Consider the following 25,984-nt stretch of genomic DNA (forward strand, 5'->3'; position numbering starts at 1 on the left):
GCGCCGCTCGCGGGGAAAGCAGGAGGAGTTTGCGATGACGAAGACCAGGGAGCCCGCGGTCGACGGCTCGTCCGTGGCGGAGCTGACCGAGGCGATCGAGACCTATTTCGACCTGATGTATGACTGCGACACGTCCCGCCTCGAGCAAACCTTCGCGCCCACGGCCCAGCTGCACGGCTTTCGCGACGGCAAGTTGATGGCGTGGCCGATGCCGGTCTACCGCGACATTCTCGACAAGCGCCAATCGCCGAAGTCGGTCAACGCCGAGCGCGCGGACGAGATTCTGTTCATCGACTTCGCCTCCACGACGCAGGCGATGACGAAAGTGCGAGTGAGGGTCAACACGATGGTGTTCGTGGACCACCTGACCTGGCACCGGATCGACGGTACCTGGCTGATCACCTCGAAGGGATTTCATGTCGAATCGCAGGACGGGCCGCCGATCTAGAGGTCTCGCGCCGAACTGCCTGCGCCGAGGCTCGCATCGCGCCGTGCGTCCGCGCGCATGGACCACGGCCCGGGTGGCCGCTATTCCTGGCCCGGACACAGCGCATTGGGAGGCTGCCATGGCTTATGAGACCATTCTCGTCGAGGTGAAGGGCAAGGTCGGCGTCATCACGCTGAACCGGCCGCAGGCCCTGAACGCGCTGAACGTCCAGCTCATCGCCGACATCAACGCGGCGCTCGACGGCTTCGAGCGCGACGACAATATCGGCTGCATCGTCATGACCGGCTCGGAGAAGGCCTTCGCCGCCGGCGCCGACATCAAGGCGATGCAGGAGCGCAGCTATCCCGGCACCTATCTCGACGACAAGTTCGCCGACTGGGACCGGATCGGCCAGCGCCGCAAGCCGATCATCGCCGCGGTCGCGGGCTTCGCGCTCGGCGGCGGCTGCGAGCTCGCGATGATGGCCGATTTCATCATCGCCGCCGACAACGCCAAGTTCGGCCAGCCCGAGATCAACCTCGCCGTCATCCCCGGCGCCGGCGGCACCCAGCGCCTGACCCATGCGATCGGCAAGGCCAAGGCGATGGACCTTTGCCTCACCGGCCGCTTCATGGACGTGAACGAGGCCGAGCGCGCCGGGCTGGTCGCCCGTGTCGTGCCGCTTGCCGAGCTGATGACCGAGACGCTGAAGGCGGCCGAGCAGATTGCCTCGAAGTCGCTGCCCTCGCTGCTGTCGGCGAAGGAATCGGTCAATCGCGCCTTCGAGACGACGCTGGCCGAGGGCCTGCGCTTCGAGCGCCGCGTCTTCTCGGCGCTGTTCGGCACGCACGACCAGAAGGAAGGCATGGCCGCCTTCATCGAGAAGCGGAAGCCCGAATTCAAGAACTACTGAGGCCACAGGCCCCGGCAGCTCAACGCCACGCATGGCCGGGGCCAGTTTCTTTCACTTGAAAGGCCCGCGGCGCTGCTGGACCATGGCTGCTCACTCTGAAGAGCACGCAGGAATTGCCATGACCGCCGCAGCCCGCTCCCTCACCGACGGCATCGCGCTGCCGAGCTATGCCGATGTCGAAGCGGCGGCACAGCGCATCGCCGGCGTCGCGCATCGGACGCCGGCGCTGACCTCGCGCACCGCCAATGAGCGCACCGGTGCCAATCTCGTTTTCAAGGCCGAGAACCTGCAGCGCATGGGCGCCTTCAAGTTCCGCGGCGGCTACAATGCCATCGCGGCGCTGACGCCGGAGCAGCGCAAGGCCGGGGTCCTGACCTATTCCTCCGGCAACCATGCCCAGGCGATCGCCTATGCCAGCAAGCTCACCGGCACACCGGCGACGATCATCATGCCGCTCGACGCGCCCGCGGCGAAGGTCGCCGCGACCAAGGGCTATGGGGCCGAGGTCGTCACCTATGATCGCTATACGCAGGACCGGCTCGAGCTGGGCGCCCGGCTGGCGGCCGAGCGCGGGCTGACGCTAATCCCGCCCTACGACCATCCCGACGTCATCGCCGGCCAGGGCACGGCGACGAAGGAGCTGATCGAGGAGGCCGGCGAGCTCGACGTGCTGCTGGTCTGTCTCGGCGGCGGCGGGCTCCTCGCCGGCGCACTGCTGGCGGCGAGGGCGCTCAATCCCGGCTGCAAGGTCTATGGCGTCGAGCCGGAGGCCGGCAATGACGGCCAGCAGTCGCTGCGCAAGGGCGAGATCGTCAGGATCGACGTGCCCAAGACCATTGCCGACGGCGCCCAGACCGCCTTCCTCGGCAATTACACCTTCCCGATCATCCGCGATCTCGTCGAGGATATCGTCACCGTACCGGACGCCGCCCTCGTCGCGGCGATGCGCTTCTTCGCCGAACGGATGAAGCTCGTGGTCGAGCCGACCGGCTGCCTTGCGGCGGCAGCCGCGTTCACCGGCGCAGTGCCGGTCAAGGGCAAGCGCGTCGGCGTCATCCTGAGTGGCGGCAATGTCGACCTCGCCAGCTTCGCCCGTTTCGTCGGCGAGGGCGCGTGAGCGAGATCGAGACGATCCTGTCGCCCGATGTCCCGGCGCCGGCGGGGCATTATGCGCAGGCCGTCGCCTACAAAGACCTGGTCTTCGTCTCCGGCCAGCTCGCGCCGCGCCCCGACGGTAGCCATACCGCCGGCGAACCCTTCGCGGTGCAGGCACGCCAGGCGCTCGACAATCTCCTCGCCGTGCTCGCAGCTGCCGGCTGCGGCCCGGCCGATGTGCTGAAAGTCACCGCCTATCTGGTCGGCGCGGCGCATTGGCCAGAGTTCAATGGGATCTATGCCGAGGCGTTCGGACCGCATCGGCCGGCGCGCGCCGTCGTCCCGGTACCGGAACTGCACCATGGCTACCTCGTCGAGATCGAGGCCGTGGCGGTCCGCCGCAAGGCGGGTTGAAAACGTCAGCGATTCCGGCGTTGACGCCAAGCGCTGCAGGAACTATAGGGTCGGGCCTCGCGGCGGTCTTGCTCCGGCAGGACCGTCGCTCGCATTTTCAACTGAAGGTCCGTGGTCGTGCCAGCCGGCGATAGCCAGGCGCTCACCGCGATGAGGACGAGGACAGACCATGGCCAATACGACTTCGGCCAAGAAGGCCGCGCGCAAGATCGTACGGCGCACCGAAGTGAACAAGGCGCGCCGCAGCCGCGTGCGCACCTTCCTGCGCAAGGTCGAGGAGGCGATCGCCTCCGGCGACAAGAGCGCCGCTGCCGCTGCCCTGCAGGCTGCCCAGCCGGAGCTGATGCGGGCCGCACAGAAGGGCGTGGTTCACAAGAACACCGCGTCGCGCAAGGTTTCGCGTCTCGCACATCGTATCGGTGCGCTGGCTTCCTGATCGCCGTTCATCAGAGCGGATTTGCGAGCAGTTTTCGACCCGGCCGAAAGGCCGGGTTTTTGTTTGCCTGGGAGCTTGCGCGAGGCGCCCCGATGCCGCCGCGCAACACCCGCTGTCAACGGTAATTCCGCAATCTTTCCACGCCTTTACGGTCTTGACTTCAAGGCCGATTTAGAGGTCGGAGATCGTCCCGCCCGGGACTTTTGACCGCACAAAATTCCTCCATATTTTTCATCATCTTAGTGGGCAAAGCAATTCAGCTGGGTGAATCGCCGGGGGCCGGATGGCGCGGTGGAGGGACTCCGAAAAAAAAGATTCGGAGCCGGCACGAGACCCGCCCGGTAAAGAAAAGCTTAACTTCCCCAACTGATTGCGAGACACCTTCCGGTAGGGCAGACACTGGTCGCAGCGCCCCTCCACCACGCAGCCGGCTGAGGGGGATATTGCCCCCGTTCGAGGCCGCCCTGTAAGGTCCTTTTCATCGGCGGGCGGACAGCGATGTCCAACCGCCTCTCCAAAGAATTTTTGATTGTTTTGGCTTACAACCAGGCGGGGTTGGAAGAATGCGCTTCTATGTCTCAAAGATTTAAAGGCCTAGAAATTAGTCATAGCCGCGGCCGATCTTTTTAGAGCGCGCGGCTCTACCTCGAAAAGCGTTGGGGAGACCTCGCTTCGCGGCTTTCGTGCCGCCGGAGGCGGGCAGCGTTTTTCTCGATGAACAGATCACTGCATGGCCAACCTCGGAAAACGCGGTGGCAAAATGCACGACAATGGAATGGGGCAATTGGAATGTTCGAGCGGATGGAGACTGGCAATCTGGTTGAGGCTGCGGCCACCCCTGTGGTGACCAGGCTTGCCCCGACTGAGCCGGCGAGCGTCGCCGGGGCCAAGGACCGGTGGGACAGGGTCCGCCGGCGCCTGCGCGCCGAACTCGGCGAGGACGTCTTCTCGAGCTGGTTCGCGCGCGTCGAGATCGGCGCGGTCGTCGAGGGCGTCGCCCATCTCACCGTGCCGACCCGCTTCCTGAAGAGCTGGCTCGAAGCCCATTATGCCGAGCGCCTGCGGGCGCACTGCATGGCCGAGCTCGATGCGCCCAACGGCGTCGCCCTTTCGGTGCGCCAGGTGGCGAGAGAGAGCAGCGAGCCCTGCCAGGACCTCTCGGCACAGCGGGCGCGCCCGGCCCAGGCTCGCCCGGCCACCCCGATGTCGGATGTCGCCCCCGCCTCGGCCGCCACCCCGGCGAGCGATCGCGACCCCATGGACGCCTGCGGCACGCTGCTCGACCGGCGCATGACCTTCCAGAGCTTCGTCGTCGGCAAGTCGAATGCGCTCGCCTTCGCCGCCGCCGAGCGGATTTCGGCGGCGCCCGCCGGCTCGACGCCCTATAACCCGCTCTATCTCCATGCCGGTGTCGGCCTCGGCAAGACGCATCTGATCCAGGCGATCGCCCAGGATGCGCGCCAGCACGGCAAGCGCGTCGCCTATTTCACCGCGGACCGCTTCATGTACGGCTTCGTCGCCGCGCTGAAGTCGCAGACGGCGCTCGCCTTCAAGGAGAAGCTGCGCGGCATCGACCTTTTGATCGTCGACGACGTCCAGTTCATCCAGGGCCGCTCGATCCAGCAGGAATTCGGCCACACGATCAATGCGCTGATTGATGCCGGCAAGCAGATCGTCGTCGCCGCCGACCGGCTGCCGACCGATCTGGAGGCGCTCGACGAGCGCATCCGCTCCCGGCTCGCCGGCGGCCTCGTCGTCGAGATCGGCGAGCTCGACGAGGCGCTGCGGGTCAAGATCCTGACCACCCGCCTCGACGGGCTGAAGGCCGCCCATCCGAGCTTCCACGTCAATCCGGACGTGATCGCCTATGTCGCCAAGCTCGTCGCCACCAATGGCCGCGATCTCGACGGCGCCGCCAACCGCATCCTGGCGCATGCGACGCTGACCGGCGCCAGCGTGACGATGGAGACGGCGGAAGCGGCGATCCGCGATCTCGTCCGGACGCGCGAGCCGCGCCGGGTCAAGATCGAGGACATCCAGAAGCTGGTCGCGACCCGCTACAATGTCAGCCGCGCCGACATCCTGTCGGAGCGCCGGACAGCGGCGGTGGTCAAGCCGCGCCAGATCGCGATGTATCTCGCCAAGGCGCTGACGCCGCGCTCGCTGCCCGAGATCGGGCGCCGCTTCGGCGGGCGCGACCACACCACCGTGCTGCATGCGGTGCGCAAGATCGAGAAGGCCATCGTCGAGGACCGTCTCCTCCATGACGAGGTCGACCTCCTGAAGCGCATGCTGCAGGAGTGAGGCGTCAGCCTCCCCTTCTGCGTTAACTGTGCAGGCGGGCTCGCGCGCCCTTGCGCGCGGCCCGGCCGTCCGGCAATGTCGCGGGCCACCTTTCTGCCTGCCGGCTCGCCGCGGGCGCCAGCATGCCAGAAGACGCCATGAAGGTTACGGTCGAACGCTCCACGCTCCTGAAGTCGCTCGGGCATGTCCATCGTGTCGTCGAGCGGCGCAACACGATCCCGATCCTGTCGAATCTCCTGCTGCGCGGCAGCGAGGATGGGTTGAAGCTGAAGGCGACAGACCTCGACATCGAGGTGGTCGAGACCGTGCCGGCCGACGTGGTCGAGTCCGGCGCGACCACGGTCCCCGCGCACACGCTCTACGACATCGTCCGCAAGCTGCCAGACGGCTCGCAGGTCTCGCTGGAGACCACCGGCGAGACCGGCCAGATGGTGCTGCGCTCGGGCCGCTCCCGCTTCACCCTGCAGACGCTGCCGGAAAGCGATTTCCCGGACATCACCGCCGGCGAGATGGCGCACCGCTTCGTGCTGCCGGCCGGCGAGTTCAAGCGCCTGATCGACAAGACCCAGTTCGCGATCTCGACCGAGGAGACGCGCTACTATCTCAACGGCATCTATCTGCACGCCATCGACGTCGACGGGCGCCCGGTGCTGCGCGCGGTTGCGACCGATGGCCATCGCCTCGCCCGCGTCGACACCGCCGCCCCACAGGGCTCGCTCGGCATGCCCGGCGTGATCGTGCCGCGCAAGGCCGTGGCCGAGATCCAGAAGCTGCTGGAGGACGGCGAGAGCGAGGTCCAGATCGAGCTCTCCGCCACCAAGATCCGCGTCGCCACGGCCGAGGTCGTGCTGACCTCCAAGCTGATCGACGGCACCTTCCCCGACTATCAGCGCGTCATCCCCTCGGGGAACGACAAGCTGCTCACCGTCGACCGGAGCGATTTCGCGGCCTCCGTGGACCGCGTCTCGACGATCTCGTCCGAGCGTGGCCGCGCCGTGAAGCTCTCCATGGCCGATGGCCGGATGACGCTCTCGGTGACCAATCCCGATTCCGGCTCGGCGACCGAGGAGATCGAGGTCGACTACGACGCGGGCCCGCTCGATATCGGCTTCAACGCGCGCTATCTGATGGACATCGCCGCCCAGCTTGACGGCGACACTGCGCTGCTCAAGCTCGCCGACCCGGGCTCGCCGACGGTGATCCAGGACCGCGAAGGCGCTTCGGCCCTCTATGTGCTGATGCCGATGCGGGTCTGATCCCGCGAGCGCATCTTGACCGCGGTCGCACGCCTCACGCTGCAGAATTTCCGCTCCTATCCGACCCTCGATCTCGCGATCGAGGGTCGGCTCGTTGCGCTGTGCGGCGAGAACGGCGCCGGCAAGACCAATCTGCTCGAGGCCCTGTCGCTGTTCGCGCCCGGCCGCGGCCTCAGGCGCGCCGATCTCTCCGACATGGTCCGCCAGCCCGGCGATGGCGGCTTCGCCGCCTCGATCGGTCTCACCGATGACGGGGCGCGGCTCGGCATCGGCCTGGAGCCGCCCGATGCCGAGGGCCGGCGGGCACGGATCGCCCGGATCGACGGCGCCCCGGCCGGCTCGGCGCTGGCCTTCAGCGACTATGTCAGGCTGGTCTGGCTGACGCCCGATCTCGACGGGCTGTTCCGCGGCGCCGCCGGCGATCGCCGCCGCTTCCTCGACCGGCTGGTGCTGGCGGTCGATCCCGGGCATGGCACGCGCTCGAATGCGCTGGAAAAGGCGCTGCGCTCGCGCAACCGCATCCTCGACGAGAGCCCGCACCAGCAGCGCTGGCTCGACGCGGTCGAGCGCGAGATCGCCGAGCTCGGCGTCGCCGTCGCGGCCGCCCGCGCCGAGACAGTGGCCCGGCTCTCCGCCATCATCGCGCAGACCGCGGACGAGACTTCGCCCTTCCCGCAGGCCGAGATCGCACTGGAAGGCGAGATCGACGCTCTGGTCGCGACCTTGCCGGCGCTCGACGCCGAGGATCGCTATCGCGAGCTCCTGCGGGAGATGCGCCCGCGCGACAAGGCGGCAGGGCGCACGCTCGCCGGCCCGCAGGCTTCCGATCTCGCCGTGCGCCATGCCGCCAAGGATATCCCGGCCGGGCAAGGCTCGACCGGCGAGCAGAAGGCGCTGCTGATTGGACTGGTGCTCGCCCATGCCCGTCTGGTCGCGAGGATGAGCGAGCTGCCGCCGCTCGTCCTGCTCGACGAGGTCGCCGCCCATCTCGATCCGCGCCGGCGGGCGGCGCTCTATGGAGCGCTGGCCGAGCTCGGCTGCCAGGTCTGGATGACCGGCGCAGACCCGGCCCTGTTCGGCGATCTCCCGGCCGGAGCCCAGCGTTTGCTGGTCACGCCGGGCGAGGTCCACCCCGTCTCCTGACAGCGGTGGTGCGGCGGCGATGCGTCAAAGTCGCTGATCAGCGCCATCACGCTTGCCGATAAGACGCGGGATCGGCTTGCTGCTAGCATGGCGCCAACAACGTCTTTTTGGGGAGCAACGCTCGATGGATCTCGCCGGGCTTCTGGTTTTCGCCGGTGTCTATTTCCTCGCCGTCGCCTCGCCGGGGCCGGGCATCGCCGCGATCGTGGCGCGCTCGCTCTCGACCGGGTTCCGGCGCGCCGTGCCCTTCGTGCTCGGCATCGCCGCGGCCGACCTGATCTGGCTGACCTTCTCGGCGCTCGGCCTGACTTTGCTGATGCAGAACTTCCACGGCCTGTTCCTGATCATCAAATATGCCGGCTGCGCCTATCTCGTCTATCTCGCCTGGAAGCTCTGGACCGCGCCGGTGAGGAGCCTGGAAGACCAGCCGGCGATGCGCGGCGAGGGTATCCGCCTCTTCCTCGGCGGCGTCGCGCTGACGCTCGGCAATCCCAAGGTGATGGTATTCTTCGTCTCGATCCTGCCGCTGATCGTCGACCTGCAGGCGATCACGCCGCTGGCCTTCGCCGAGGTCGCCGTGCTGACCATGCTGATCATCAACACCACCCTGCTCGGCTATGCCTTCGCCGCCGACAGGGCGCGCCGGCTGGTGGCGAGCCCGCGCACCATGCGCCGGATCAACCGCGTCACCGGCGGCGTGATGGCGGGCGCTGCGGCGGCGATCGCGGCGCGTGGCTGAGATGGCGGACGACACCACAACACAGCGCGCCATACGCCGCGAGGACTGGTCCGAGACCCCAGGCGAATGGCATGGCGAGGTGCAGGGCTTCGGCGGCGAGGTCTCGCTGATCTTCGTCCGGGCCGAGCCCGGCAAGGGGCCGAGGCTGCACAGCCATCCCTATCCCGAGACCTTCATCGTGCGCGCCGGGCGGGCGCTCTACACGATCGGTGACCGGGAGATCGAGGCCGGACCCGGGGAAATCCTGGTCGTGCCGGCCGGCGTGCCACATAAATTCCGCAGCCTCGGGCCGGAGGTACTGGAATCGATCGATATCCACGCCAGCGAGCGGTTCATCACCGACTGGCTGGAATAACGCTCAGCGCCCGCCGGCCGCCGCGATCAGCTGGGCGATCTCGCTTTGGCCGCGCTTGCGGGCGTGCTGGAGCGGGCTGACGTCATCCTTGTCGGCGAGATTGGGGTCGGCGCCCGCAGCGAGCACGAGCCGGGCCACCTCCTGATGGCGCGGGCCGCCATCGCCGAGGATCACGATCTCCAGCAGACAGGTCCAGCCGAGATTGTTGACGTGATTCACGTCGATGCCTGATGTCAGGAGCAGCTTGGCGGTCTCGACATGGGCGCGCTCGCAGGCCGGGATCAGGGCATTGCCGCCATAGCGGTTGCGGATCGTGAGATCGGGCTTCAGCGGCAGCATCGCCGCGATGATCTCGGTGCGGCCGCTGGCGCCGGCCAGAAGCCAGGGCGTGTCCTGGTTCGACGCCTGGGCGTTGGGATTAGCGCCTGCCGCCAGCAGCGCCTTGGCGACGGCGACATGATTGCCGGCGACGGCGAGCAGGAGCGCCGTCTGACGCTGGCCATCGCGCTGTTCGATATCCGCCTTGGCGGCGATCAGGCGATTCACCGCGGCAAGATCACCACGGGCGGCCGCTTCGAGCAGGCCGGTCTGTGCTCCGCTCGCTCCGGCCATCAGCAGCACTCCCGCCAGCAACGCAGCAGCCGGCAGCGGCCGCCTCATCGCCCGCCATCGAGCAGGCGCCCGACCACCTTGGCGGTGTAGTCGACCATCGGCACGATCCGGGCATAGTTCAGCCGGGTCGGGCCGATGATGCCGACCACGCCGACGATGCGCTGGCCGCCATCGCGGAAAGGCGCGGCGATGATCGAGGAACCCGACATCGAGAACAGCTTGTTCTCCGAGCCGATGAAAATGCGCACGCCGTCGCCGGCCTCGGCCCGCGAGAGCAGGTCGATCAGTTCGGTCTGCGTCTCCAGATCGGCGAAGAGCAGGCGGATGCGCTCCAGATCCTCCTGCGCCTTCAGGTCCTCGAGCAGATTGGCCTGGCCGCGCACGATGAGATGCCGGTCGCCGGAAGGGCCGGAGCTCGTCGCGATCCCGGTCTCGACCAGCCGGGCGGTCAGTTCGTCGAGCTCGCGCTCCATCAGGGCGCGGCTGTCGGCGATCTCGCGGCGAAGCTCGTCGAGCGTCTTGCCGACGATGCGGGCATTGAGGAAGTTGCCGGCCTCGACCAGCGCCGACGCCGGCAAGCCCGCCGGCAGCGCGAGGATGCGGTTCTCGACGGTGCCGTCATCGGCGACGAGCACGGCGAGCGCGCGGCCGGCGTCGAGCCGGACGAATTCGATATGGCGCAGGCGCGCATTGGCCTTGGTGGTGACGACGACGCCGGCGCCGCGCGAGAGGCCAGACAGCAAGGCCGAGGCCTCGGTCAGCGTCTGGTCGAGCGAGCGATTGCTGGCGGCGGCCCTGATCTGCGCCTCGATGCGGCCGCGCTCGTCCGAGGTGAGATTGCCGACCTCCATCATGCCGTCGACGAAGAATCGCAGGCCCCGCTCGGTCGGCAGCCGCCCGGCCGAGGTGTGCGGAGCGTAGATCAACCCCGCCATCTCCAGATCGGTCATGACATTGCGCACCGTCGCCGGCGACAGCGCGATCGGCAGCAGCCGGGCGATGTTGCGCGAGCCGACCGGCTCGCCGGTGGTCAGGTAGCCGTCAACGATCTGCCGGAAGATCTCGCGCGAGCGCTGGTCGATCTCGACCAGGCCGCCGGGTGTCTCGGGGCGCGTATGGGCGCTCATTCCGTGGCGAACAACCTCAACTGCATGATCCATTGTCCCCGCTGGGCGCGGCGGGATCAAGTCCCATGGCCCGCTCGCCTTGCCGCACCCCGCTTAAGCGCCTACAAGCCGCCGACTCCAAAAGACAGGAAGACACGATGAGACCCTCGAAGCGCGCAGCCGACGAGATGCGGAAAGTCACGCTGGAACGCGGCGTGGTGCGCTATGCGGAAGGCTCGTGCATGGTCACCTTCGGCGAGACCAAGGTGCTCTGCGCCGCCACAGTCGAGGAAAAGGGGCCGCCCTGGTTGCGCGGCACCGGCAAGGGCTGGGTCACCGCCGAATATTCGATGCTGCCGCGCGCCACGCACGAGCGCACCCGCCGCGAGGTCACCTCCGGCAAGCCCTCGGGCCGCACGCAGGAGATTCAGCGCCTGGTCGGGCGTTCGCTTCGCGCCGTGGTCGACCTGACCGCGATCGGCGAGCGCCAGATCGTCGTCGATTGCGACGTGCTGCAGGCCGATGGCGGCACCCGCACCGCCTCGATCACCGGCGCCTGGGTCGCACTGCACGACGCGCTGAAATGGATGGAGGGGCGCGGCATGCTGAAAGGTGCCAATCCGCTGAAGGATCATGTCGCAGCGATCTCCTGCGGCATCGTCGCCGGCAATCCGGTGATCGATCTCGACTATGTCGAGGATTCCGGCGCGCAGACGGACGCAAATTTCGTCATCACCGGCTCCGGCGGTCTCGTCGAGGTTCAAGGCACCGCCGAGGGCGCGCCGTTCTCCGAGGAGGAGCTGCTGGCGCTGCTCAAGCTCGCCAAGGGCGGGGTGTCGAAGCTGGTGGCGATGCAGAAGGCGGCGGTGGCCTGACGCCATGACCACAAACCGCCTCCTCACCGGCAAGGTCGTGATCGCGACCCACAACCAAGGCAAATTGCGCGAAATGCGCGAGCTGCTGGCGCCCTATGGCGTCGAGCTGGTCTCGGCCGGCGAGCTTGGCCTGCCGGAGCCGGTCGAGGATGGCCACATGTTCGCCGAGAACGCCGCGATCAAGGCGGTGGCGGCGGCCAACGCTTCCGGCCTGCCGGCGATCGCGGATGATTCCGGCGTCTGCATCGATGCGCTCGATGGTGCGCCCGGCCTGTTCTCGGCCAACTGGGCCGGGCCGGGCAAGGATTTTGCCCCGGCGCTGGCCCGTGTGCAGGCCGAGCTTGCACAGCGCGGCGCGACCACGCCCCAGCAGCGCAAGGCACATTTCGTCTCGGCGCTGGTGATCGCCTGGCCGGACGGGCATCAGGAATTGTTCGAGGGCCGCGTCTTCGGCACGATCGTCGAGGCGCCGCGCGGCACCGCCGGCTTCGGCTACGACCCGATCTTCCAGCCGGCCGGGCATGGCAAGACCTTCGGCGAGATGAGCGCAGAGGAGAAGCACGGTATCCCTAAGGACGGCTCCCCCGGCCTGTCGCACCGGGCCCGCGCCTTCCATGTGCTCGCCGCCGCCTGCCTGAGGGCGCCCGCTTGAGCCCTTCGGCCGCCCTTGCCGCGCGGCCCGGCGTGCCGACGCATCCGACTGCGGATGCCGGCTTCGCCGTCTATGTGCACTGGCCGTTCTGCCTGGCCAAATGCCCCTATTGCGACTTCAACTCCCATGTCCGGCACCAGCCGCCAGACCAGGCGCGCTATATCGCCGCCTTCCGCCGCGAGATCGCCCAGCGGGCCGAGCTGGCGCCGGGACGCACGGTCTCCTCGATCTTCTTCGGCGGCGGCACGCCTTCGTTGATGGACGGTGCGACGGTCGGGGCGATCCTCGATGCGATCGGCGAGCATTGGGCCGTCGATCCCGATTGCGAGGTCTCGCTGGAGGCGAATCCGACCAGCGTCGAGGCCGGGCGCTTCCGCGATTTCCGCGCCGCCGGCGTCAACCGCGTCTCGCTCGGCGTGCAGGCGCTGAACGATGCCGATCTCAAGGCGCTCGGGCGGATGCATTCGGCGCAGGAGGCGCTCGATGCGGTCGCGATCGCGCGGCGCTATTTCGAGCGCTATTCCTTCGACCTGATCTATGCCCGCTCGCCGAACCAGACACCGGCGCTGTGGCAGGCCGAGCTGGAACTGGCGATCAGCCATGCGGCGGAGCATCTTTCGCTCTACCAGCTCACCATCGAACCAGGCACGGCGTTCGAGCAGCTCTACAAGGCCGGCAAGCTCGCCATTCCCGACCCTGATGCGGGCGCAGCGCTCTACGAGCTGACGCAGGAGATCACGAACAAGCACGGGCTGCCGGTCTACGAGATTTCGAACCATGCAAGGCCAGGCGCGGAATGCCGTCACAACCTGGTCTACTGGCACTATGGCGAATATGCCGGCATCGGGCCGGGCGCCCATGGCCGGCTGGTGACGGCGGATGGCCGCTACGCGCAATCGACCGAAAAGCGCCCCGAGACCTGGCTGGAGCGGATCGAGGCCGGCGGCGACGCTTTGGTCGAGAACGAGAAACTTTCGGCCGAGGCGCAGGGCGACGAGTACCTGCTGATGGGCCTGCGGCTCGTCGAAGGCATCGATCTCGACGTGTTCGAGGGGCTGGCCGGGCGCAAGCTCAACGGCAACCGTATCGGCAGCCTGATCGCCGAAGGCTTCCTCGCCCGCAGGGCCAATGGCCGGCTCGCCGCGACGCCGGACGGTGCGCTGCTGCTCGATGCGCTCGTCGCCGATCTCGCAGCGTGAGTGCCGATCCCGGCGGCAGCCGCCGGACTCCACATCATTAAACCGATTTAGTCAGATGAGAAGCCCTGCTAGAGCAGGCCTCGCCATGACCGGGCGGTCTCCTTCCGCCACGTCACCGCCGCAATCGGCGCTCCCGATGGCCGGGTAAGAACAGCATAAGTTCAACCCAGGGAGGTCACCGATGCAGCAATGCATGATCGATGAATCACGCCCCGCCTTGTCACGCCGCCGCCTGTTGCAGGTTGCTGGCGCAGGAGCCCTCGCCGCTGCCGCCGATACGGCCCTGGCGCAGGCTCCGGCTGCAAGGCCCGGCCCGCCCACGACGATCACGACGCCGCCGCGCGATTTCAGCCGTGGCGGCGCGCCGACCACCTATTTCTGGGACCCGGACGTCCTCGCCGTCGATCCCGCCTTCGAAGGGCTAGCCCAGCCCAATGCCGCGATCCAGCGGCTGTGGACCGGAGCACTCTGGGCGGAAGGCCCGGCCTGGAACGCACAGGGGCGCTATCTCGTCTGGAGCGACATCCCGAACAACCGGCAGATGCGCTGGCTCGAGGATGACGGCCGCGTCAGCGTCTTCCGCACGCCATCGGGTAACAGCAACGGCAACAGCTTCGATTTCCAGGGCCGGCAGCTCTCCTGCGAGCATCTCAACCGCCGCGTCGTGCGCTACGAGCTCGACGGCTCGGTGACGATCCTCGCCGACAAGTTCGACGGCAAGCGGCTGAACTCGCCGAACGATATCGTCCAGCATCCCGATGGCAGCTACTGGTTCACCGACCCGCCCTATGGCGGCCAGCTCTATGAGGGCGCGCCCGATGCGGCCGGCGGGCCGAGCAACACCAGCGGCAAGATCAATCCCCGGCTCGGCCAGCCGCCCGAGATCGGCTTCTACAAGCGCGAATTGCCGACGAATTGCTATCGCATCGATCCCAGCGGCCGCGTCGATCTTGTCGTCACCGAGCAGCAGGTCCCCGATCCGAACGGCTTATGCTTCTCGCCGGACTACAAAAAGCTCTACATCGCCTCGACCGGCAAGGGCCCTGGCGATACCGGCCCCGGCGGCAAGGGCGACATCCATGTCTTCGACGTCGGCACCGACAACAAGCTCTCCAACGGCAAGCTGTTCTCCGACTGCATGGTCGACGGGGTGAAATGTGGACCGGACGGACTGCGCTGCGACGTGCAGGGCAATCTCTGGGCCTCCAGCAACGCTGGGCGCGCGGTCGGCTACAACGGCGTGCTCTGCTTCAACCCGGAGGGCAAGCTGATCGGCCGCATCCGGCTGCCGGAGGTCTGCGGCAATGTCTGCTTCGGCGGACCCAAGCGCAACAGGCTGTTCATGGCGGCGAGCCAGTCGATCTATGCGCTCTATCTGGGCACGCAGGGGGCCGGGCCGGGCTGAGCACCCGGCTCAGGTCTCACTCTGCTCGGGCTCGGGCCGGTCCTGCTCCGCGGGATCGGCCTCGACCTTCGCCTCCGGCTTCTCCTGCCCGGCATAGAGCTTGGGGAGATAGGTCTCGTACCAGGCCTTCAGCTCCGCCAGCGCCGGTTGTTCGAGATTGCGGCGCAGGTAAGCCTCGATCCGTGGCAAGTGCTTGAGATAGCCCGGCTTGCCGTCGCGGCGGTCAAGCCTCGCGAAGATGCCGGCGATCTTGGTGTTGCGCTGGGCGCCGAGGATGGCATAGGCGCGGGCGAAACCCGGCACGTCGAAATGGGGATCGGTGCCACGCCGCGCCCCCGCATAGGCGGCGAGCAGGCGCAGCTCCAGCGCCGCCGGCACATCGACGCGCGCGTCCTGGCCGAGCGAGACGAGATCATAGGCGGGGTGGCCGAGCACGGAGTCCTGGAAATCGATCAGGCCGAGCCTGGCATGGCCGACGCGATCGGGGAGCCAGATCAGGTTCGGCGAATGATAGTCGCGCAAGGTCCAGGTCGCCGGCGTCTCGAAGAGCTCGTCGAAGAGCTTGTCCCAGATGCGGCTGAACTCGGCCCGCGTCACCGCCGGCAAGGTGACGCCGGCGATGTGCGGGGCATACCAGTCGAGCACCAGCTCGGTCTCGATGGCAAGCGCCTCGCGGTCATAGTCGGGCATGACATGATCGCGCCCTTCGACCACCGGCAGAATCGTCGGCAGGGCATGCCGGTGCAGTTCGGCGAGCAGGCGGGCGGCGGCCTCGTAACGATCGGGGATCGGCCCGTCGGCACCGACAACCGGCTCGGCCCCGAGGTCCTCGATGATCAGCAGGCCGGTGACGAGATCCTGTGCCAGGATGTCCGGAGCCGAGAGGCCGAGCGAGCGCAGGGCCTTGTCCATGGCGACGAAGGCGTCGACGGTCTCGGCGAGATGGGCGATGGCACTGTAGGGCTTGCCCTGGCGGATCGCCGGCCCATCCGGACGCGGCGGCGAGATCATCAGGATCGCGGTCTCGCCCGACGGCCTGATCAGGCGCTCATAGGCGCGGCTTGAGGCATCGCCGAGCATGAACTCGCGCCTCGCCTCGCTCCAGCCGGCTTCGTCGATCAGGCGGCGGGCACCGATCGCAAGCGAAAGCCGCTGGCGCCAGAGCACGCCGCCGGAGAGCGTCGCGATCCGGCCCTGCTCGGGGTTGTCCGGATCGACCTCCAGCACGATGTCGAGCCGCCGGCCCGCCGGGAGGCGCGTGCCGGCCCGGTCCGGCCATTCGACGATGGTCATCGCGAGGTCGAGGTCCTCGATCAGGCCGATATCGTCGAGCTCGTCGGGGCTGCGGACGCGGTAGAGATCGGCATGGAGCAGGAGCCCACGCGCGCTGTCATAGCTCTGCACCAAGGTGAAGGTCGGGCTCGGCGCTTCCAGCGCCGGATCGCCGGCGAGGCGGCGCAGCATGGCCCGCGCCAGCAGCGACTTGCCGGCGCCGAGATGTCCGGAGAGCGCGACGATGTCGCCGGTCTTGAGGATGTCGGCGATGTCCTCAGCCAGCCGGACCGTCGCGGCCTCGTTCGGCAGGATGACGGTATGGGTACCCGCCCGCGCGGCCTCGTCACTCATTCAGCGGCGTCCGAGATGCGCATGCCTTCAGGCGGGAAGACGACGGTAACACGCGTGCCCTTGCCCAGGGCGGAGTCGAGCTCGACGCGGCCGCCATGCAGCTCGACAATCGAGCGGACCATCGACAGGCCGAGCCCGACGCCGCGATGGCGCGATCCCAGCGAATGACTCTCGAAGCGGTCGAACACCTTCTCCTTGACCTCGTCCGGGATGCCGCGACCCTCGTCGGCGACGGTGATGCGGATCTCGCCGCCGAAGCGGCCGGCGCTGACGCTAATGGTCTGGCCGGGCTGCGAGAAGCCGATCGCATTGGAAAGCAGGTTGAACAGGATCTGGCGCAGGCGCTTGGGATCGGCGCGCAAGGGGCCGGTCTGAGGAGCAATGTCGACCTGCAGCCTGAGCTTGCTGTCGGCCAGGCGATCCTGCAGCCCGGTCGCGGCCTGGGCGATGCTCTTGGCGACATCGACCTCCTCGATATCGAGCGCGAGCGCGCCATTGTCGATCGAGGCGAGGTCGAGGATGTCGTTGATGATGGCGAGCAGCGCGCCGGAGGACCGGACGATGTGGCCGGTATAGTCGCGCTGCTTTTCGTTGAGCGCGCCGACCGTCTCCTCGCCGAGCAGTTGCGCGAAACCGATGATGTTGGTCAGCGGCGAGCGCAGCTCGTAGGAGACGTGGTGGACGAACTCCTCGCGAAGCCGTGAAGCGCGCTCCAGGGCGTCGTTGCGTTCGGTCAGTGCCCGCTCGACGTTCACGCCGGCGGTGACGTCGGCGAAGGTGATCAGCGTCGCGCCATCGGGCAGCGGCGTGGCCGTGCAGTCGAGCACCGTGCCGTCCCGACGTTCCATATGGCAGCGATAATCCTCGCGCGCATCGCGCACGCCGGCGACGGCGCTGCGGATTTCGGTCCAGACCGCGTCATCCGGGAAGAGCGGGCGGCTCAGGGTCACGACCTCGTCGATATGCGGCGCCGCGGCTGCGCGCTCCGGGGTGAGCTTCCAGAGCTGGGCGAAGGCCGGATTGGAGAGCTTGAGGCGCCCGTCCGAACCGAACACCGCGACACCCTCGCGCAATGAATCGAGTGTCTCGCGCTGCGTACGCGAGAGCGCGTTGAAGCGCGATTCCAGGGTGAAGCGCTCGGTCTCGTCGTCGAAGAGATAGGTTACGCCGCCCTGCGGGTTCGGGCTGGCGACGACATGCACGGTGCGCCCATCGGGCAGATACCACCAATCCTCGCTGGCGCGCGTCGCGGTATAGGCGGCGTGGACCTGCGCCTTCCAGGTGCGGTAGTCGCCGAGTTCGGGCAGGCGGCGCTCGGTGCGCAGGCGGTCGAGGATCTCGCCGTCCGTCGGATTGGAGTCGAGGAAGCCCGGGTCGAGCGACCAGAGCGCCTCGTAGCCGCTGTTGCGGTAGACCAGGCGCTGCGAGGCGTCGAAGACGGCGACCCCGGTCTTCAGACGGTCGAGCGTGCGCACATGCGCGTCCATCTGGCGCTGCAGGTCGGCACGGACCGCCTCCAGCTCGCTCATGTCGGTGGCGATGCCGGCATAGCCCGAAGGCGTCGGCGTCTCCATCACGTCGACGATGCGGCGCTGGCCGGCCATAACGACGGGCGCGCGCAGCTGGAAGACGCGCCCGTCCTTGCGGGCCTTGGCCGCCGCCTCGCGCTCGCTGCGATCGAACAAATCGAGCCCGGCCGTGACCGCCTGCTGGCAATCGGCGGCCTCGACGGCACGGGCATAGGCCGCGTTGACCCAGGTCAGGCGGCCGTCGGTCGCGCGCATCCAGACCGGCTGAGGCACGCCGGCGAGCAAGGTCGTGAGCGCGGCATGGTCGGTGGCGAGCTTGCCGAGCTCATTCTCCAGCGCCAGCGCCCGCGCCCGTTCGCCGCCGACCTCGCGCAGGCGGATCACGGCGCGACCGGCGACGGGCCGGCCTTCCGCATCGACGAAACGCCCCGCCTTGGCCCTGAAGGTGAAGGAGAAGGCCTCGCCGCGCTCCTTGAGGGCCTCGGTCGCCAGCTCGAGACGCTTGGCCTCCGCCGGCGGCGCCCAGGTGCCGTATGCCAGCGCCGGGGCGGGGCCGCCAATGCCGAGAAAGCCGCTGTCGCCCTCCACCACCGGGCTCGCCTTCGGCCCGTCCCAGCTCAGCACGACCTGCCGGTCGCTCGCGAGCAGGGCGCTCAGCCGCTCCTGATGGCCGCGCGCCGCTTCCAGCCCGGCGGCGAGCTCGCCTTCCCGGCGGGTCCAGCGCGAGCGCTCGCGGACATAGAGGATCGAGGTGGTGGTGGCGAAGACGACGAGGCCGACGAAAATCAGGGAAAGTCCGCCAGTGCTCAGCCAGTCCGCCCGCAAGGGCAGCAGCGCCTCGGCCTGCGCGAGAGCCGGAGCCGGCGCAGCGCCGGCAAGCCCGGGCAGAAGGAGGCGGACCACTCCGTTCATCTCCCGCCCGACCTGCCTTGCCCGTCTCATTCTCGCATCCGTCCTGTTCCAGGCCAATCTTCCGGTCGCAGCCGGCCGGTCGCGGCCAACGCGACAATCGGCCATGGCTCCCTCCAGGGATCCACGCCCGCAACCCGCAAAGCCACCGCTGCACGAAACCGGGCGCCACATGCGAAGCCTGCCGGCAGCCCGAATCAGTGCCACTGTAATCACCGCACGACTCCGGCAGGAAGTGCTTAATCAACGGTAAAGGCCAAATGGCGACGGCCGGATTTGAGGTCACCAGAGGAGCGTCAACAAGTTGATGCCAGCTGCCGTCTCGCATCTATTAGTAGTATGAAAGGCTGCGGCCGGCCCCGAACGCGAAAAAGCCCGGCGCAAGGCCGGGCTTTCGAAAGATGGGCGCCTCGTCCGGGAAACCGGTTCCCGATGCGCGATGTCGCTTCGCCCGGCCGGCAGCCGCCGGGCGAGGGCGTCAGTAGCGATAGAGCTCCGGCTTGAACGGGCCGGCCTGCGCGACGCCGATATACTTCGCCTGAGCGTCGTTGAGCTTGGTCAGCTTGGCGCCGACCTTGGCGAGGTGGAGCGCCGCGACCTTCTCGTCGAGGTGCTTGGGCAGGGTGTAGACCTTGTTCTCGTACTTGGCGTGATGGTTCCAGAGCTCGATCTGAGCCAGCGTCTGGTTCGAGAACGAGCAGGACATCACGAAGGACGGGTGGCCGGTCGCGTTGCCGAGGTTCACCAGGCGGCCTTCCGAGAGCAGGATGATGCGCTTGCCGTCGGGGAACTCGATCTCGTCGACCTGCGGCTTGACGTTGTCCCACTTGAAGTTCTTCAGGCCGGCGACCTGAATTTCCGAGTCGAAGTGGCCGATGTTGCAGACGATGGCGCGGTGCTTCATCGCGCGCATGTGGTCGACGGTGATGACGTCGAGGTTGCCGGTCGCGGTGCAGAAGATGTCGGCGCGCGGCGCGGCATCTTCCATGGTGACGACCTCATAGCCTTCCATCGCCGCCTGCAGGGCGCAGATCGGGTCGATCTCGGTGACGAGCACGCGGCAGCCGGCCTGGCGCAGCGAGGCGGCCGAGCCCTTGCCGACGTCGCCATAGCCGGCGACGACCGCGACCTTGCCCGACATCATCACGTCGGTGCCGCGGCGGATGGCGTCGACCAGCGACTCGCGGCAGCCATAGAGGTTGTCGAACTTCGACTTGGTGACGCTGTCGTTGACGTTGATCGCCGGGAACGGCAGGCGGCCCGCCTTGGCGAGCTCGTAGAGGCGGTGCACGCCGGTGGTGGTCTCCTCGGAGACGCCCTTGATCGCGGCGCGGGTCTTGGTGAACCAGCCCGGATTGGCCTTCAGCTCGCGCTTGATCAGCGCGAAGAAGATCGTCTCTTCCTCATTGCCCGGCTTGTCGAGGAAGGCGGCGTTGCCGGCCTCGGCCTCGGCGCCGAGGATGATCAGCATGGTCAGGTCGCCGCCATCGTCGAGGATCATGTTCGGCGTGCCGCCGTCGCCCCAGGTCGCGGTGCGCAGCACGTACTCCCAGTACTCCTCCAGCGTCTCGCCCTTGATGGCGAAGACCGGGGTGCCGGTGGCGGCGATCGCCGCGGCGGCATGATCCTGGGTCGAGAAGATGTTGCAGGACGACCAGCGCACGTCCGCGCCGAGCTCCTTGAGGGTCTCGATCAGCACGGCGGTCTGGATGGTCATGTGCAGGCAGCCGGCGATGCGGGCGCCCTTGAGCGGGGCCTTGCCCTGGTGCTCGGCGCGGATCGCCATCAGGCCCGGCATCTCGTCCTGGGCCATGTTGATTTCCTTGCGGCCGTAATCCGCGAGGCTGATGTCCTTGACGACGTAATCCTGCTTCGACACGGGGAGGCTCCAATCGATCGTTCTTTGAATGATGGCGGCTCTCTAGCAGGGAGCCTGCCGGAAGGCAATCAAAGATATAAAGATGTCTTTATATCCGCAGCAAACCGCGCGGCCTGCCCTGCTCCGGACCTCTGCTGTGGCCACCAGCCTTCTCCCGGATTCGACGGATCGAGAGGCGCCCGGTCATGAGCATCCGGAAAAAGCCGATCAGGGAACGAGCATGACGATGCGGTCGACAGACGCGGACGGCGCCGAGAGCGCGCTTTATTCGCCGCCTATTCGCCCTCGCCGAACCGGTCGGCGACGAGCGCGCCCAGCGCCTGCAGCGCATCCTTGGCGTCGGCGCCCTTGGCGACCACGGTAATGGTCGAGCCGATGCCGGCGCCCAGGGTCAGGATGCCCATGATCGAGGTGGCTCCGACGGTCTCGCCGCAGCGAGAGACGGTGATATCGGCGTCGAACTGACTGGCGCATTGCACGAATTTCGCGGTGGCGCGGGCGTGCAGGCCCTTCTTGTTGACGATCTGGAACTCGCCATAGACGGCACCGGCCGGGATCTCGACCTCGGTGCAGTCGCAATCTTCGTCGCGGATCTCGTCTTCGCGCATGCCTTGCACGCCGAACCTCACTTACCCGAACTCATTTGCCCGCGAGCACGCGGCTGGCCACCGTGATGTATTTCCGGCCCGCATCCTGCGCGCTGCTGACGGCCTCGTCGAGGGTCTTCTCCTCGCGCACGCTGGCGAGCTTGATCAACATCGGCAGATTGATGCCGGCAACGACATCGATCCGGCCCGGCTCCATCACGGAGATGGCGAGATTGGAGGGCGTACCGCCGAACATGTCGGTGAGGACGATGACGCCCTTGCCGGTCTCGACCTGCTCCACCGCCGCGATGATGTCGCGCCGACGGCCCTCCATATCGTCATCGGGGGCGATGGCGATGGTGGCCAGGTTGGCTTGCGGGCCAACGACATGCTCGAGCGCGGCGCGGAATTCCGTCGCCAGGTGCCCATGCGTAACAAGCACGAGTCCGATCATTCAGTCCCACCGAAGAGCGCCCATCGGCGCCCGGACAAGGTCGCGGTTTATGCGGCAGGTGCGAAGGATAGGCAAGGCGCTTGTCTCGAACTCGTCGAAAAGCAATTCAATCAGAGCCGGCGAACAGTGCAAGCGCCGTCAGGATCAGACGTTCGTCGCCGGCCCTCGGCAGCACGGAGAGCCGCGGCAAGGTGATGCCGGCGACGGTCTCGACCAGCGCCTCCGGCTCCGGCATGCGCTCGGGTTCGCTGCCGCAATCGATCACCAGCCGGAGCACCGCGGCGGCCAGATGCGGCTCCGGCGTCAGGCCGAGGCCACGGCGCTCGACGAGGCCCTCGATCGGCGGCACCGGCGCAGCGAGGAGGCGGCCGGCCTTGACGGCAATTTCAGTACGATCGTCGGCGATGAGCCTGGCGAAACGGTCCTGCGATTGCGCCAGCCCGACCAGCGCCAGGGCCAGGGTGGACTTACCCGCACCGGAAGGGCCGCGGATCAGGATGCCGGCCTCGCCGATCACGACGGCACTGGCATGCAGGCGAAGCGGAGGCGCCGCGCTCATGCCGGCTGCACCGCGGCCGGCAGGCGCACGATGAAGCGGGCGCCGAGCCGCTTGTCCTCGCCTTCCGACTGCTCGGAGGCATAGCGGTTCTCGGCCCGGATCGTGCCGCGATGGGCTTCGACGATCTGGCGCGAAATCGACAGGCCGAGGCCGGAATTCTGGCCGAAGCCGCTTTCGGGCCGGTCGGTGTAGAAGCGCTCGAAGATCCGCTCCAGCGCATGCGGCGGAATGCCGGGACCGTCATCCTCGATGGTGATCAGCACGTCGCCGGCGACACGCGAGAGCTTGACCCTGACCGGCTTGTCGGCCGGCGAGAAGGAGCGAGCGTTCTCGATCAGGTTGACGAAGACCTGGCCGAGGCGGGAATCGTGGCCGAGCACGCGGAAAGGATCCGCGCCCGGGCGCTGGCCGCCACGCCGGTCAACCGTGAGCTCGACGATTGGCTGGCCGTCGCGCCGGATCTGGTTCTGGACCGAGACGACCGCCTCGACCAGCTGGGCAACGTCGAGCGGGACGGCATCGTCGCGCGCGAGCTCGGCATCGAGGCGCGAGGCGTCGGAGATATCGGTGATCAGCCGATCAAGCCGCTTCACGTCATGGCGGATCACCGCGAGCAGGCGGCCCCGCGAGTCCTCGCTCTTGGCCAGCGGCAGGGTTTCGACGGCACTGCGCAGCGAGGTCAGCGGGTTCTTCAGTTCATGGGCGACGTCGGCGGCGAAACGCTCGATCGCCTCCATGCGATTGTAGAGCGCCTGGGTCATCTCGCGGAACGAGCCGGAAAGATGGCCGATCTCGTCATGGCGGCTGGAGAAGTCCGGGATCTCCTCACGCGACTTGACGCCGCGGCGGACGCGCTGGGCGGCGTCGGCGAGCTTGCGGATCGGCTCGGCGATGGTCCCGGCGAGCAGCACCGAGAGGATGATCATCACGCCGGCCGCGACCGCGAAGACCTGGAAGATGGCGTAGCGCTCGGAGGCGATGACGGCGTCGATGTCGCCGCCTTGGGTCGACAGCAGCAGCGCACCGCGCACGGCCCGGAAGCGCTGCACCGGCACCGCAACAGAGACGATGGTCTCACCGCGGGTGTTGACGCGCACCACGCTAGCCGGCGAGCCGGCGAGCGCCCGGGCGACCTCGGTATAGGACCTGCCATTGGCGTTGGCGAAATCGTCATAGGCCGGCACGTCGGCGCGGCCGAGCCGGTTGCGCAGCAGGTTCCAGGTTCGTTCGAGCAAGGGCGGCTCGTCGCTCTCGCCGATGCGCGGCAGATCGAGGCGCAGGATGTCGCCACGCGAATAGAGATTGCGCGAATCCAGCGTCAGCATCCCGTCCTTGTCGTAGATCCGGGCGCGCGTCTTGGTCGGCGTCACCAGCCGGCGCAGCAGCGGAGCGACCTTTTCCGGATTGATCGAGAAATCGAGCGGATCCTCGGCGATGGCGCCGCTCTCGCCGGCCTGCATCTGCAGGAGCTTGTCGGGATCGATCGCGATCGTATCGGTCTCGACCGTGGCGGAGGCGGCGATGGCGCCGGCGATGATCTCGCCCTGGGTCAGAAGGCTCTGCACGCGAGCCTCGATCAGGCCCTCGCGGAACTGGTTGAGATAGAGGAAGCCGACGAGCAGCGCGACGAGGCCGGCGAGGTTAAGGACGACGATGCGCCGGGTCAGGCTGGAGGCCGCGCGCCCGGAGATGGCGCGCAGCATGCGGCGGCCGAACAGCGCAGCACGACGGCGCAGCGTCAGCCCCGGCCGCGGCCCGCCGGTGCGGGCCCCTTCCTGTTCGATGGTCGCCATGAGCGGCTCATACCCTGTCCCGGTGCCCGCGCAAACGTCATCGCGGCGTGCGCCGGGGTGCTTCTCAGGACTCCTTGAAGCGGTAGCCGACGCCGTAGAGCGTCTCGATCATGTCGAAATCGACATCGACCTGATTGAATTTCTTGCGCAGGCGCTTGATGTGGCTGTCGATGGTGCGGTCGTCGACATAGACCTCGTCGTCATAGGCCGCGTCCATCAGGGCGTTGCGGCTCTTGACCACGCCCGGGCGCTGCGCCAGCGACTGCAGGATCAGGAACTCGGTGACGGTCAGCGTCACCGGCTCGCCCTTCCAGGTGCAGGTGTGGCGCTCCGGATCCATCCGCAGCAGACCGCGCTCCAGCGCCTTGGCATCCTCGGTGCGCGGTGCCGCGCTCGCATCCTTGGCGCCGGCCCGGCGCAGGATCGCCTTGACGCGCTCGACCAGCAGGCGCTGCGAGAAGGGTTTGCGGATGAAGTCGTCGGCGCCCATCTTCAGGCCAAAGAGCTCGTCGATCTCCTCGTCCTTCGAGGTCAGGAAGATCACCGGCAGGTCGGATTTCTGACGCAGGCGGCGCAGCAGCTCCATTCCGTCCATGCGCGGCATCTTAATATCGAAGATGGCGAGGTCGGGCGGATTCTGCTTCAGTCCGTCCAGGGCCGAGGCGCCATCCGTATAGGTCTGGATGCGATAGCCCTCGGCTTCCAATGCGATCGAAACCGAGGTCAGGATGTTGCGGTCGTCATCGACCAGCGCAATGGTTGGCATAAGCTTTTCCGGCTCTTTGTGTGCTGGCGTTACAATCAAAGGGTCCACTCTCGCGCGAGAACGGCCAAAGCATGGCTGCAATCTAGCCAAGCCAAGGCGGTTTCGCTACGTCTGCCCGCGAAAACCTTCAAGACGGCGAAAAGTGCCATGGCGACCGATCCGATCAGGCCGACAGATGCCAGCGCACGCGGATTGGCGCGCGGCCTCCTGCGCAGTGCGCGCTCGGCATCCCTTGCGACGCTGACGCCGGAAGGCCACCCTTTCGCCAGCCTGACCAGCCTCGCCACCGATATCGATGGCACGCCGCTGATCCTGGTGTCCTCGCTTTCCGGCCATACCGGCAACCTCGTCGCCGACCCGCGCTGCTCGCTGCTGATCGCGCCGGGCGGCAAGGGAGATCCGCTCGCCCATGCCAGGATCACGCTGCTGGCCACGGCGGAAAAGGTCGAGCGCGAGTCGGAATTCGGCCGGCGCGCGCGCCGTCGTTTCCTGGCACGCCAGCCGAAGGCTTCTCTTTACGTCGATTTTCCCGATTTCTCGTTCTTCGCGCTCAGGCTCCAGCGTGCCAGCCTAAATGGCGGCTTCGGCCGCGCTTACGAGCTCGAGGCCGCCGACGTGCTCAGCGATTGCTCGCAGGCCGGGGCGCTGATCGAGGCCGAGGAAGGTGCGGTCGACCATATGAACGAGGACCATGCCGAAGCGATCGGGCTCTACGCCACGAGGCTGCTCGGCGGCGAGGACGGCGCCTGGCGCCTCTCCGGCGTCGATCCCGACGGAGCCGACCTGATGCTCGGCGACAAGGCGCTGCGCCTGCCCTTCGACGAGCCGGTGACGACGCCGGACGCGCTGCGCAGAACCCTGGCTGCCCTCGCCGGCAAGGCCCGCGAGGCCGCCTGAGCGCGGCGATTCACCACAGCTGAATTTTTCAAACGATTTAAATTTACTAAGGCC

25 protein-coding genes are annotated in these 25,984 nt (G+C 67.7%); 15 read left to right on the forward strand and 10 right to left on the reverse strand.

The window, feature by feature from the left end:
- Positions 1 to 34 precede the first annotated feature (34 nt).
- From BMZ21_RS14745 to BMZ21_RS14790, 10 genes are all read left to right on the forward strand, one after another.
- Entirely contained in the window at positions 35 to 448 is a 414-nt protein-coding gene (locus tag BMZ21_RS14745) for a nuclear transport factor 2 family protein (RefSeq protein WP_091835618.1), read from the forward strand.
- Between the two features lie 118 nt (positions 449 to 566).
- The gene (locus tag BMZ21_RS14750) at positions 567 to 1,340 is read left to right on the forward strand and encodes an enoyl-CoA hydratase (RefSeq protein ID WP_091835621.1); all 774 of its coding nucleotides are present in this window, start codon (positions 567 to 569) and stop codon (positions 1,338 to 1,340) included.
- Between the two features lie 118 nt (positions 1,341 to 1,458).
- Positions 1,459 to 2,457 (forward strand): threo-3-hydroxy-L-aspartate ammonia-lyase, encoded by a 999-nt coding sequence (locus BMZ21_RS14755; RefSeq protein ID WP_091835625.1) that lies wholly within the window; start codon positions 1,459 to 1,461, stop codon positions 2,455 to 2,457.
- Positions 2,454 to 2,849 carry a RidA family protein gene (locus tag BMZ21_RS14760; RefSeq protein ID WP_091835628.1) on the forward strand — a complete coding sequence of 132 codons (396 nt, stop codon included), beginning with the start codon at positions 2,454 to 2,456 and terminating at the stop codon, positions 2,847 to 2,849. Before BMZ21_RS14755 ends, BMZ21_RS14760 begins: the two co-directional genes overlap by 4 nt.
- A gap of 169 nt (positions 2,850 to 3,018) precedes the next feature.
- The gene (rpsT, locus tag BMZ21_RS14765; RefSeq protein WP_091835631.1) at positions 3,019 to 3,285 is read left to right on the forward strand and encodes a 30S ribosomal protein S20; all 267 of its coding nucleotides are present in this window, start codon (positions 3,019 to 3,021) and stop codon (positions 3,283 to 3,285) included.
- A 789-nt stretch (positions 3,286 to 4,074) separates the two neighbouring features.
- Positions 4,075 to 5,589, forward strand: a complete 1,515-nt coding sequence (dnaA, locus tag BMZ21_RS14770; RefSeq protein ID WP_244543846.1) for a chromosomal replication initiator protein DnaA — start codon at positions 4,075 to 4,077, stop codon at positions 5,587 to 5,589.
- 137 nt (positions 5,590 to 5,726) lie between these two features.
- Entirely contained in the window at positions 5,727 to 6,845 is a 1,119-nt protein-coding gene (gene dnaN / locus BMZ21_RS14775; protein ID WP_091835634.1) for a DNA polymerase III subunit beta, read from the forward strand.
- A 15-nt stretch (positions 6,846 to 6,860) separates the two neighbouring features.
- Positions 6,861 to 7,988, forward strand: a complete 1,128-nt coding sequence (gene recF / locus BMZ21_RS14780; protein ID WP_244543847.1) for a DNA replication/repair protein RecF — start codon at positions 6,861 to 6,863, stop codon at positions 7,986 to 7,988.
- A gap of 124 nt (positions 7,989 to 8,112) precedes the next feature.
- Positions 8,113 to 8,727, forward strand: a complete 615-nt coding sequence (locus BMZ21_RS14785) for a LysE family translocator (protein ID WP_091835641.1) — start codon at positions 8,113 to 8,115, stop codon at positions 8,725 to 8,727.
- Position 8,728: 1 nt separating this feature from the next.
- Positions 8,729 to 9,082, forward strand: a complete 354-nt coding sequence (locus BMZ21_RS14790; protein WP_091835645.1) for a cupin domain-containing protein — start codon at positions 8,729 to 8,731, stop codon at positions 9,080 to 9,082.
- 3 nt (positions 9,083 to 9,085) lie between these two features.
- Here BMZ21_RS14790 and BMZ21_RS14795 read toward each other — a convergent pair whose 3' ends face one another.
- Positions 9,086 to 9,742, reverse strand: a complete 657-nt coding sequence (locus tag BMZ21_RS14795; protein WP_091835648.1) for an ankyrin repeat domain-containing protein — start codon at positions 9,740 to 9,742, stop codon at positions 9,086 to 9,088.
- Entirely contained in the window at positions 9,739 to 10,821 is a 1,083-nt protein-coding gene (hrcA, locus tag BMZ21_RS14800) for a heat-inducible transcriptional repressor HrcA (RefSeq protein ID WP_091835651.1), read from the reverse strand. The genes BMZ21_RS14795 and hrcA overlap by 4 nt, the downstream gene beginning before the upstream one ends.
- Before the next feature lie 137 nt (positions 10,822 to 10,958).
- On the opposite strand from hrcA, the gene rph reads away from it, so the two are divergent.
- The 4 genes from rph to BMZ21_RS14820 all read left to right on the forward strand — a co-directional run bounded on the left by rph (position 10,959) and on the right by BMZ21_RS14820 (position 14,931).
- Entirely contained in the window at positions 10,959 to 11,675 is a 717-nt protein-coding gene (rph, locus tag BMZ21_RS14805) for a ribonuclease PH (protein WP_091835654.1), read from the forward strand.
- 4 nt (positions 11,676 to 11,679) lie between these two features.
- Positions 11,680 to 12,327: an RdgB/HAM1 family non-canonical purine NTP pyrophosphatase gene (rdgB, locus tag BMZ21_RS14810; protein WP_091835657.1), complete on the forward strand. Its 648-nt coding sequence runs from the start codon at positions 11,680 to 11,682 to the stop codon at positions 12,325 to 12,327.
- Entirely contained in the window at positions 12,324 to 13,526 is a 1,203-nt protein-coding gene (gene hemW / locus BMZ21_RS14815) for a radical SAM family heme chaperone HemW (protein WP_244543848.1), read from the forward strand. The genes rdgB and hemW overlap by 4 nt, the downstream gene beginning before the upstream one ends.
- Positions 13,527 to 13,719: 193 nt before the next feature.
- Positions 13,720 to 14,931, forward strand: a complete 1,212-nt coding sequence (locus BMZ21_RS14820; RefSeq protein ID WP_244543849.1) for an SMP-30/gluconolactonase/LRE family protein — start codon at positions 13,720 to 13,722, stop codon at positions 14,929 to 14,931.
- Positions 14,932 to 14,940: 9 nt separating this feature from the next.
- On the opposite strand, the gene tsaE is transcribed toward BMZ21_RS14820, so the two are convergent.
- The 8 genes from tsaE to BMZ21_RS14860 all read right to left on the reverse strand — a co-directional run bounded on the left by tsaE (position 14,941) and on the right by BMZ21_RS14860 (position 25,033).
- Complete coding sequence (tsaE, locus tag BMZ21_RS14825; protein ID WP_091835663.1) at positions 14,941 to 16,557, reverse strand: tRNA (adenosine(37)-N6)-threonylcarbamoyltransferase complex ATPase subunit type 1 TsaE; 1,617 nt, start codon at positions 16,555 to 16,557, stop codon at positions 14,941 to 14,943.
- Positions 16,554 to 18,998, reverse strand: a complete 2,445-nt coding sequence (locus BMZ21_RS14830) for a sensor histidine kinase (RefSeq protein ID WP_244543861.1) — start codon at positions 18,996 to 18,998, stop codon at positions 16,554 to 16,556. The genes tsaE and BMZ21_RS14830 overlap by 4 nt, the downstream gene beginning before the upstream one ends.
- A gap of 475 nt (positions 18,999 to 19,473) precedes the next feature.
- Positions 19,474 to 20,874 (reverse strand): adenosylhomocysteinase, encoded by a 1,401-nt coding sequence (gene ahcY, locus BMZ21_RS14835; protein WP_199777565.1) that lies wholly within the window; start codon positions 20,872 to 20,874, stop codon positions 19,474 to 19,476.
- 275 nt (positions 20,875 to 21,149) lie between these two features.
- On the reverse strand, positions 21,150 to 21,482 hold the full coding sequence (locus tag BMZ21_RS14840) for an HPr family phosphocarrier protein (protein WP_091835672.1): 333 nt from the start codon (positions 21,480 to 21,482) through the stop codon (positions 21,150 to 21,152).
- 31 nt (positions 21,483 to 21,513) lie between these two features.
- Entirely contained in the window at positions 21,514 to 21,915 is a 402-nt protein-coding gene (locus BMZ21_RS14845; RefSeq protein WP_057189350.1) for a PTS sugar transporter subunit IIA, read from the reverse strand.
- Between the two features lie 106 nt (positions 21,916 to 22,021).
- Positions 22,022 to 22,474, reverse strand: a complete 453-nt coding sequence (locus BMZ21_RS14850; protein WP_091835675.1) for an HPr kinase/phosphorylase — start codon at positions 22,472 to 22,474, stop codon at positions 22,022 to 22,024.
- On the reverse strand, positions 22,471 to 24,267 hold the full coding sequence (locus tag BMZ21_RS14855) for a sensor histidine kinase (protein WP_091835678.1): 1,797 nt from the start codon (positions 24,265 to 24,267) through the stop codon (positions 22,471 to 22,473). Before BMZ21_RS14855 ends, BMZ21_RS14850 begins: the two co-directional genes overlap by 4 nt.
- A gap of 64 nt (positions 24,268 to 24,331) precedes the next feature.
- Complete coding sequence (locus tag BMZ21_RS14860) at positions 24,332 to 25,033, reverse strand: response regulator transcription factor (RefSeq protein ID WP_091835682.1); 702 nt, start codon at positions 25,031 to 25,033, stop codon at positions 24,332 to 24,334.
- Between the two features lie 147 nt (positions 25,034 to 25,180).
- Between BMZ21_RS14860 and BMZ21_RS14865 the strand changes: the two genes are divergently transcribed.
- Positions 25,181 to 25,930 (forward strand): HugZ family pyridoxamine 5'-phosphate oxidase, encoded by a 750-nt coding sequence (locus BMZ21_RS14865; RefSeq protein ID WP_091835685.1) that lies wholly within the window; start codon positions 25,181 to 25,183, stop codon positions 25,928 to 25,930.
- The last annotated feature ends 54 nt before the right edge of the window (positions 25,931 to 25,984 follow it).

Source organism: Allobosea lupini, from assembly GCF_900109525.1.
Taxonomy (GTDB): domain Bacteria; phylum Pseudomonadota; class Alphaproteobacteria; order Rhizobiales; family Beijerinckiaceae; genus Allobosea; species Allobosea lupini.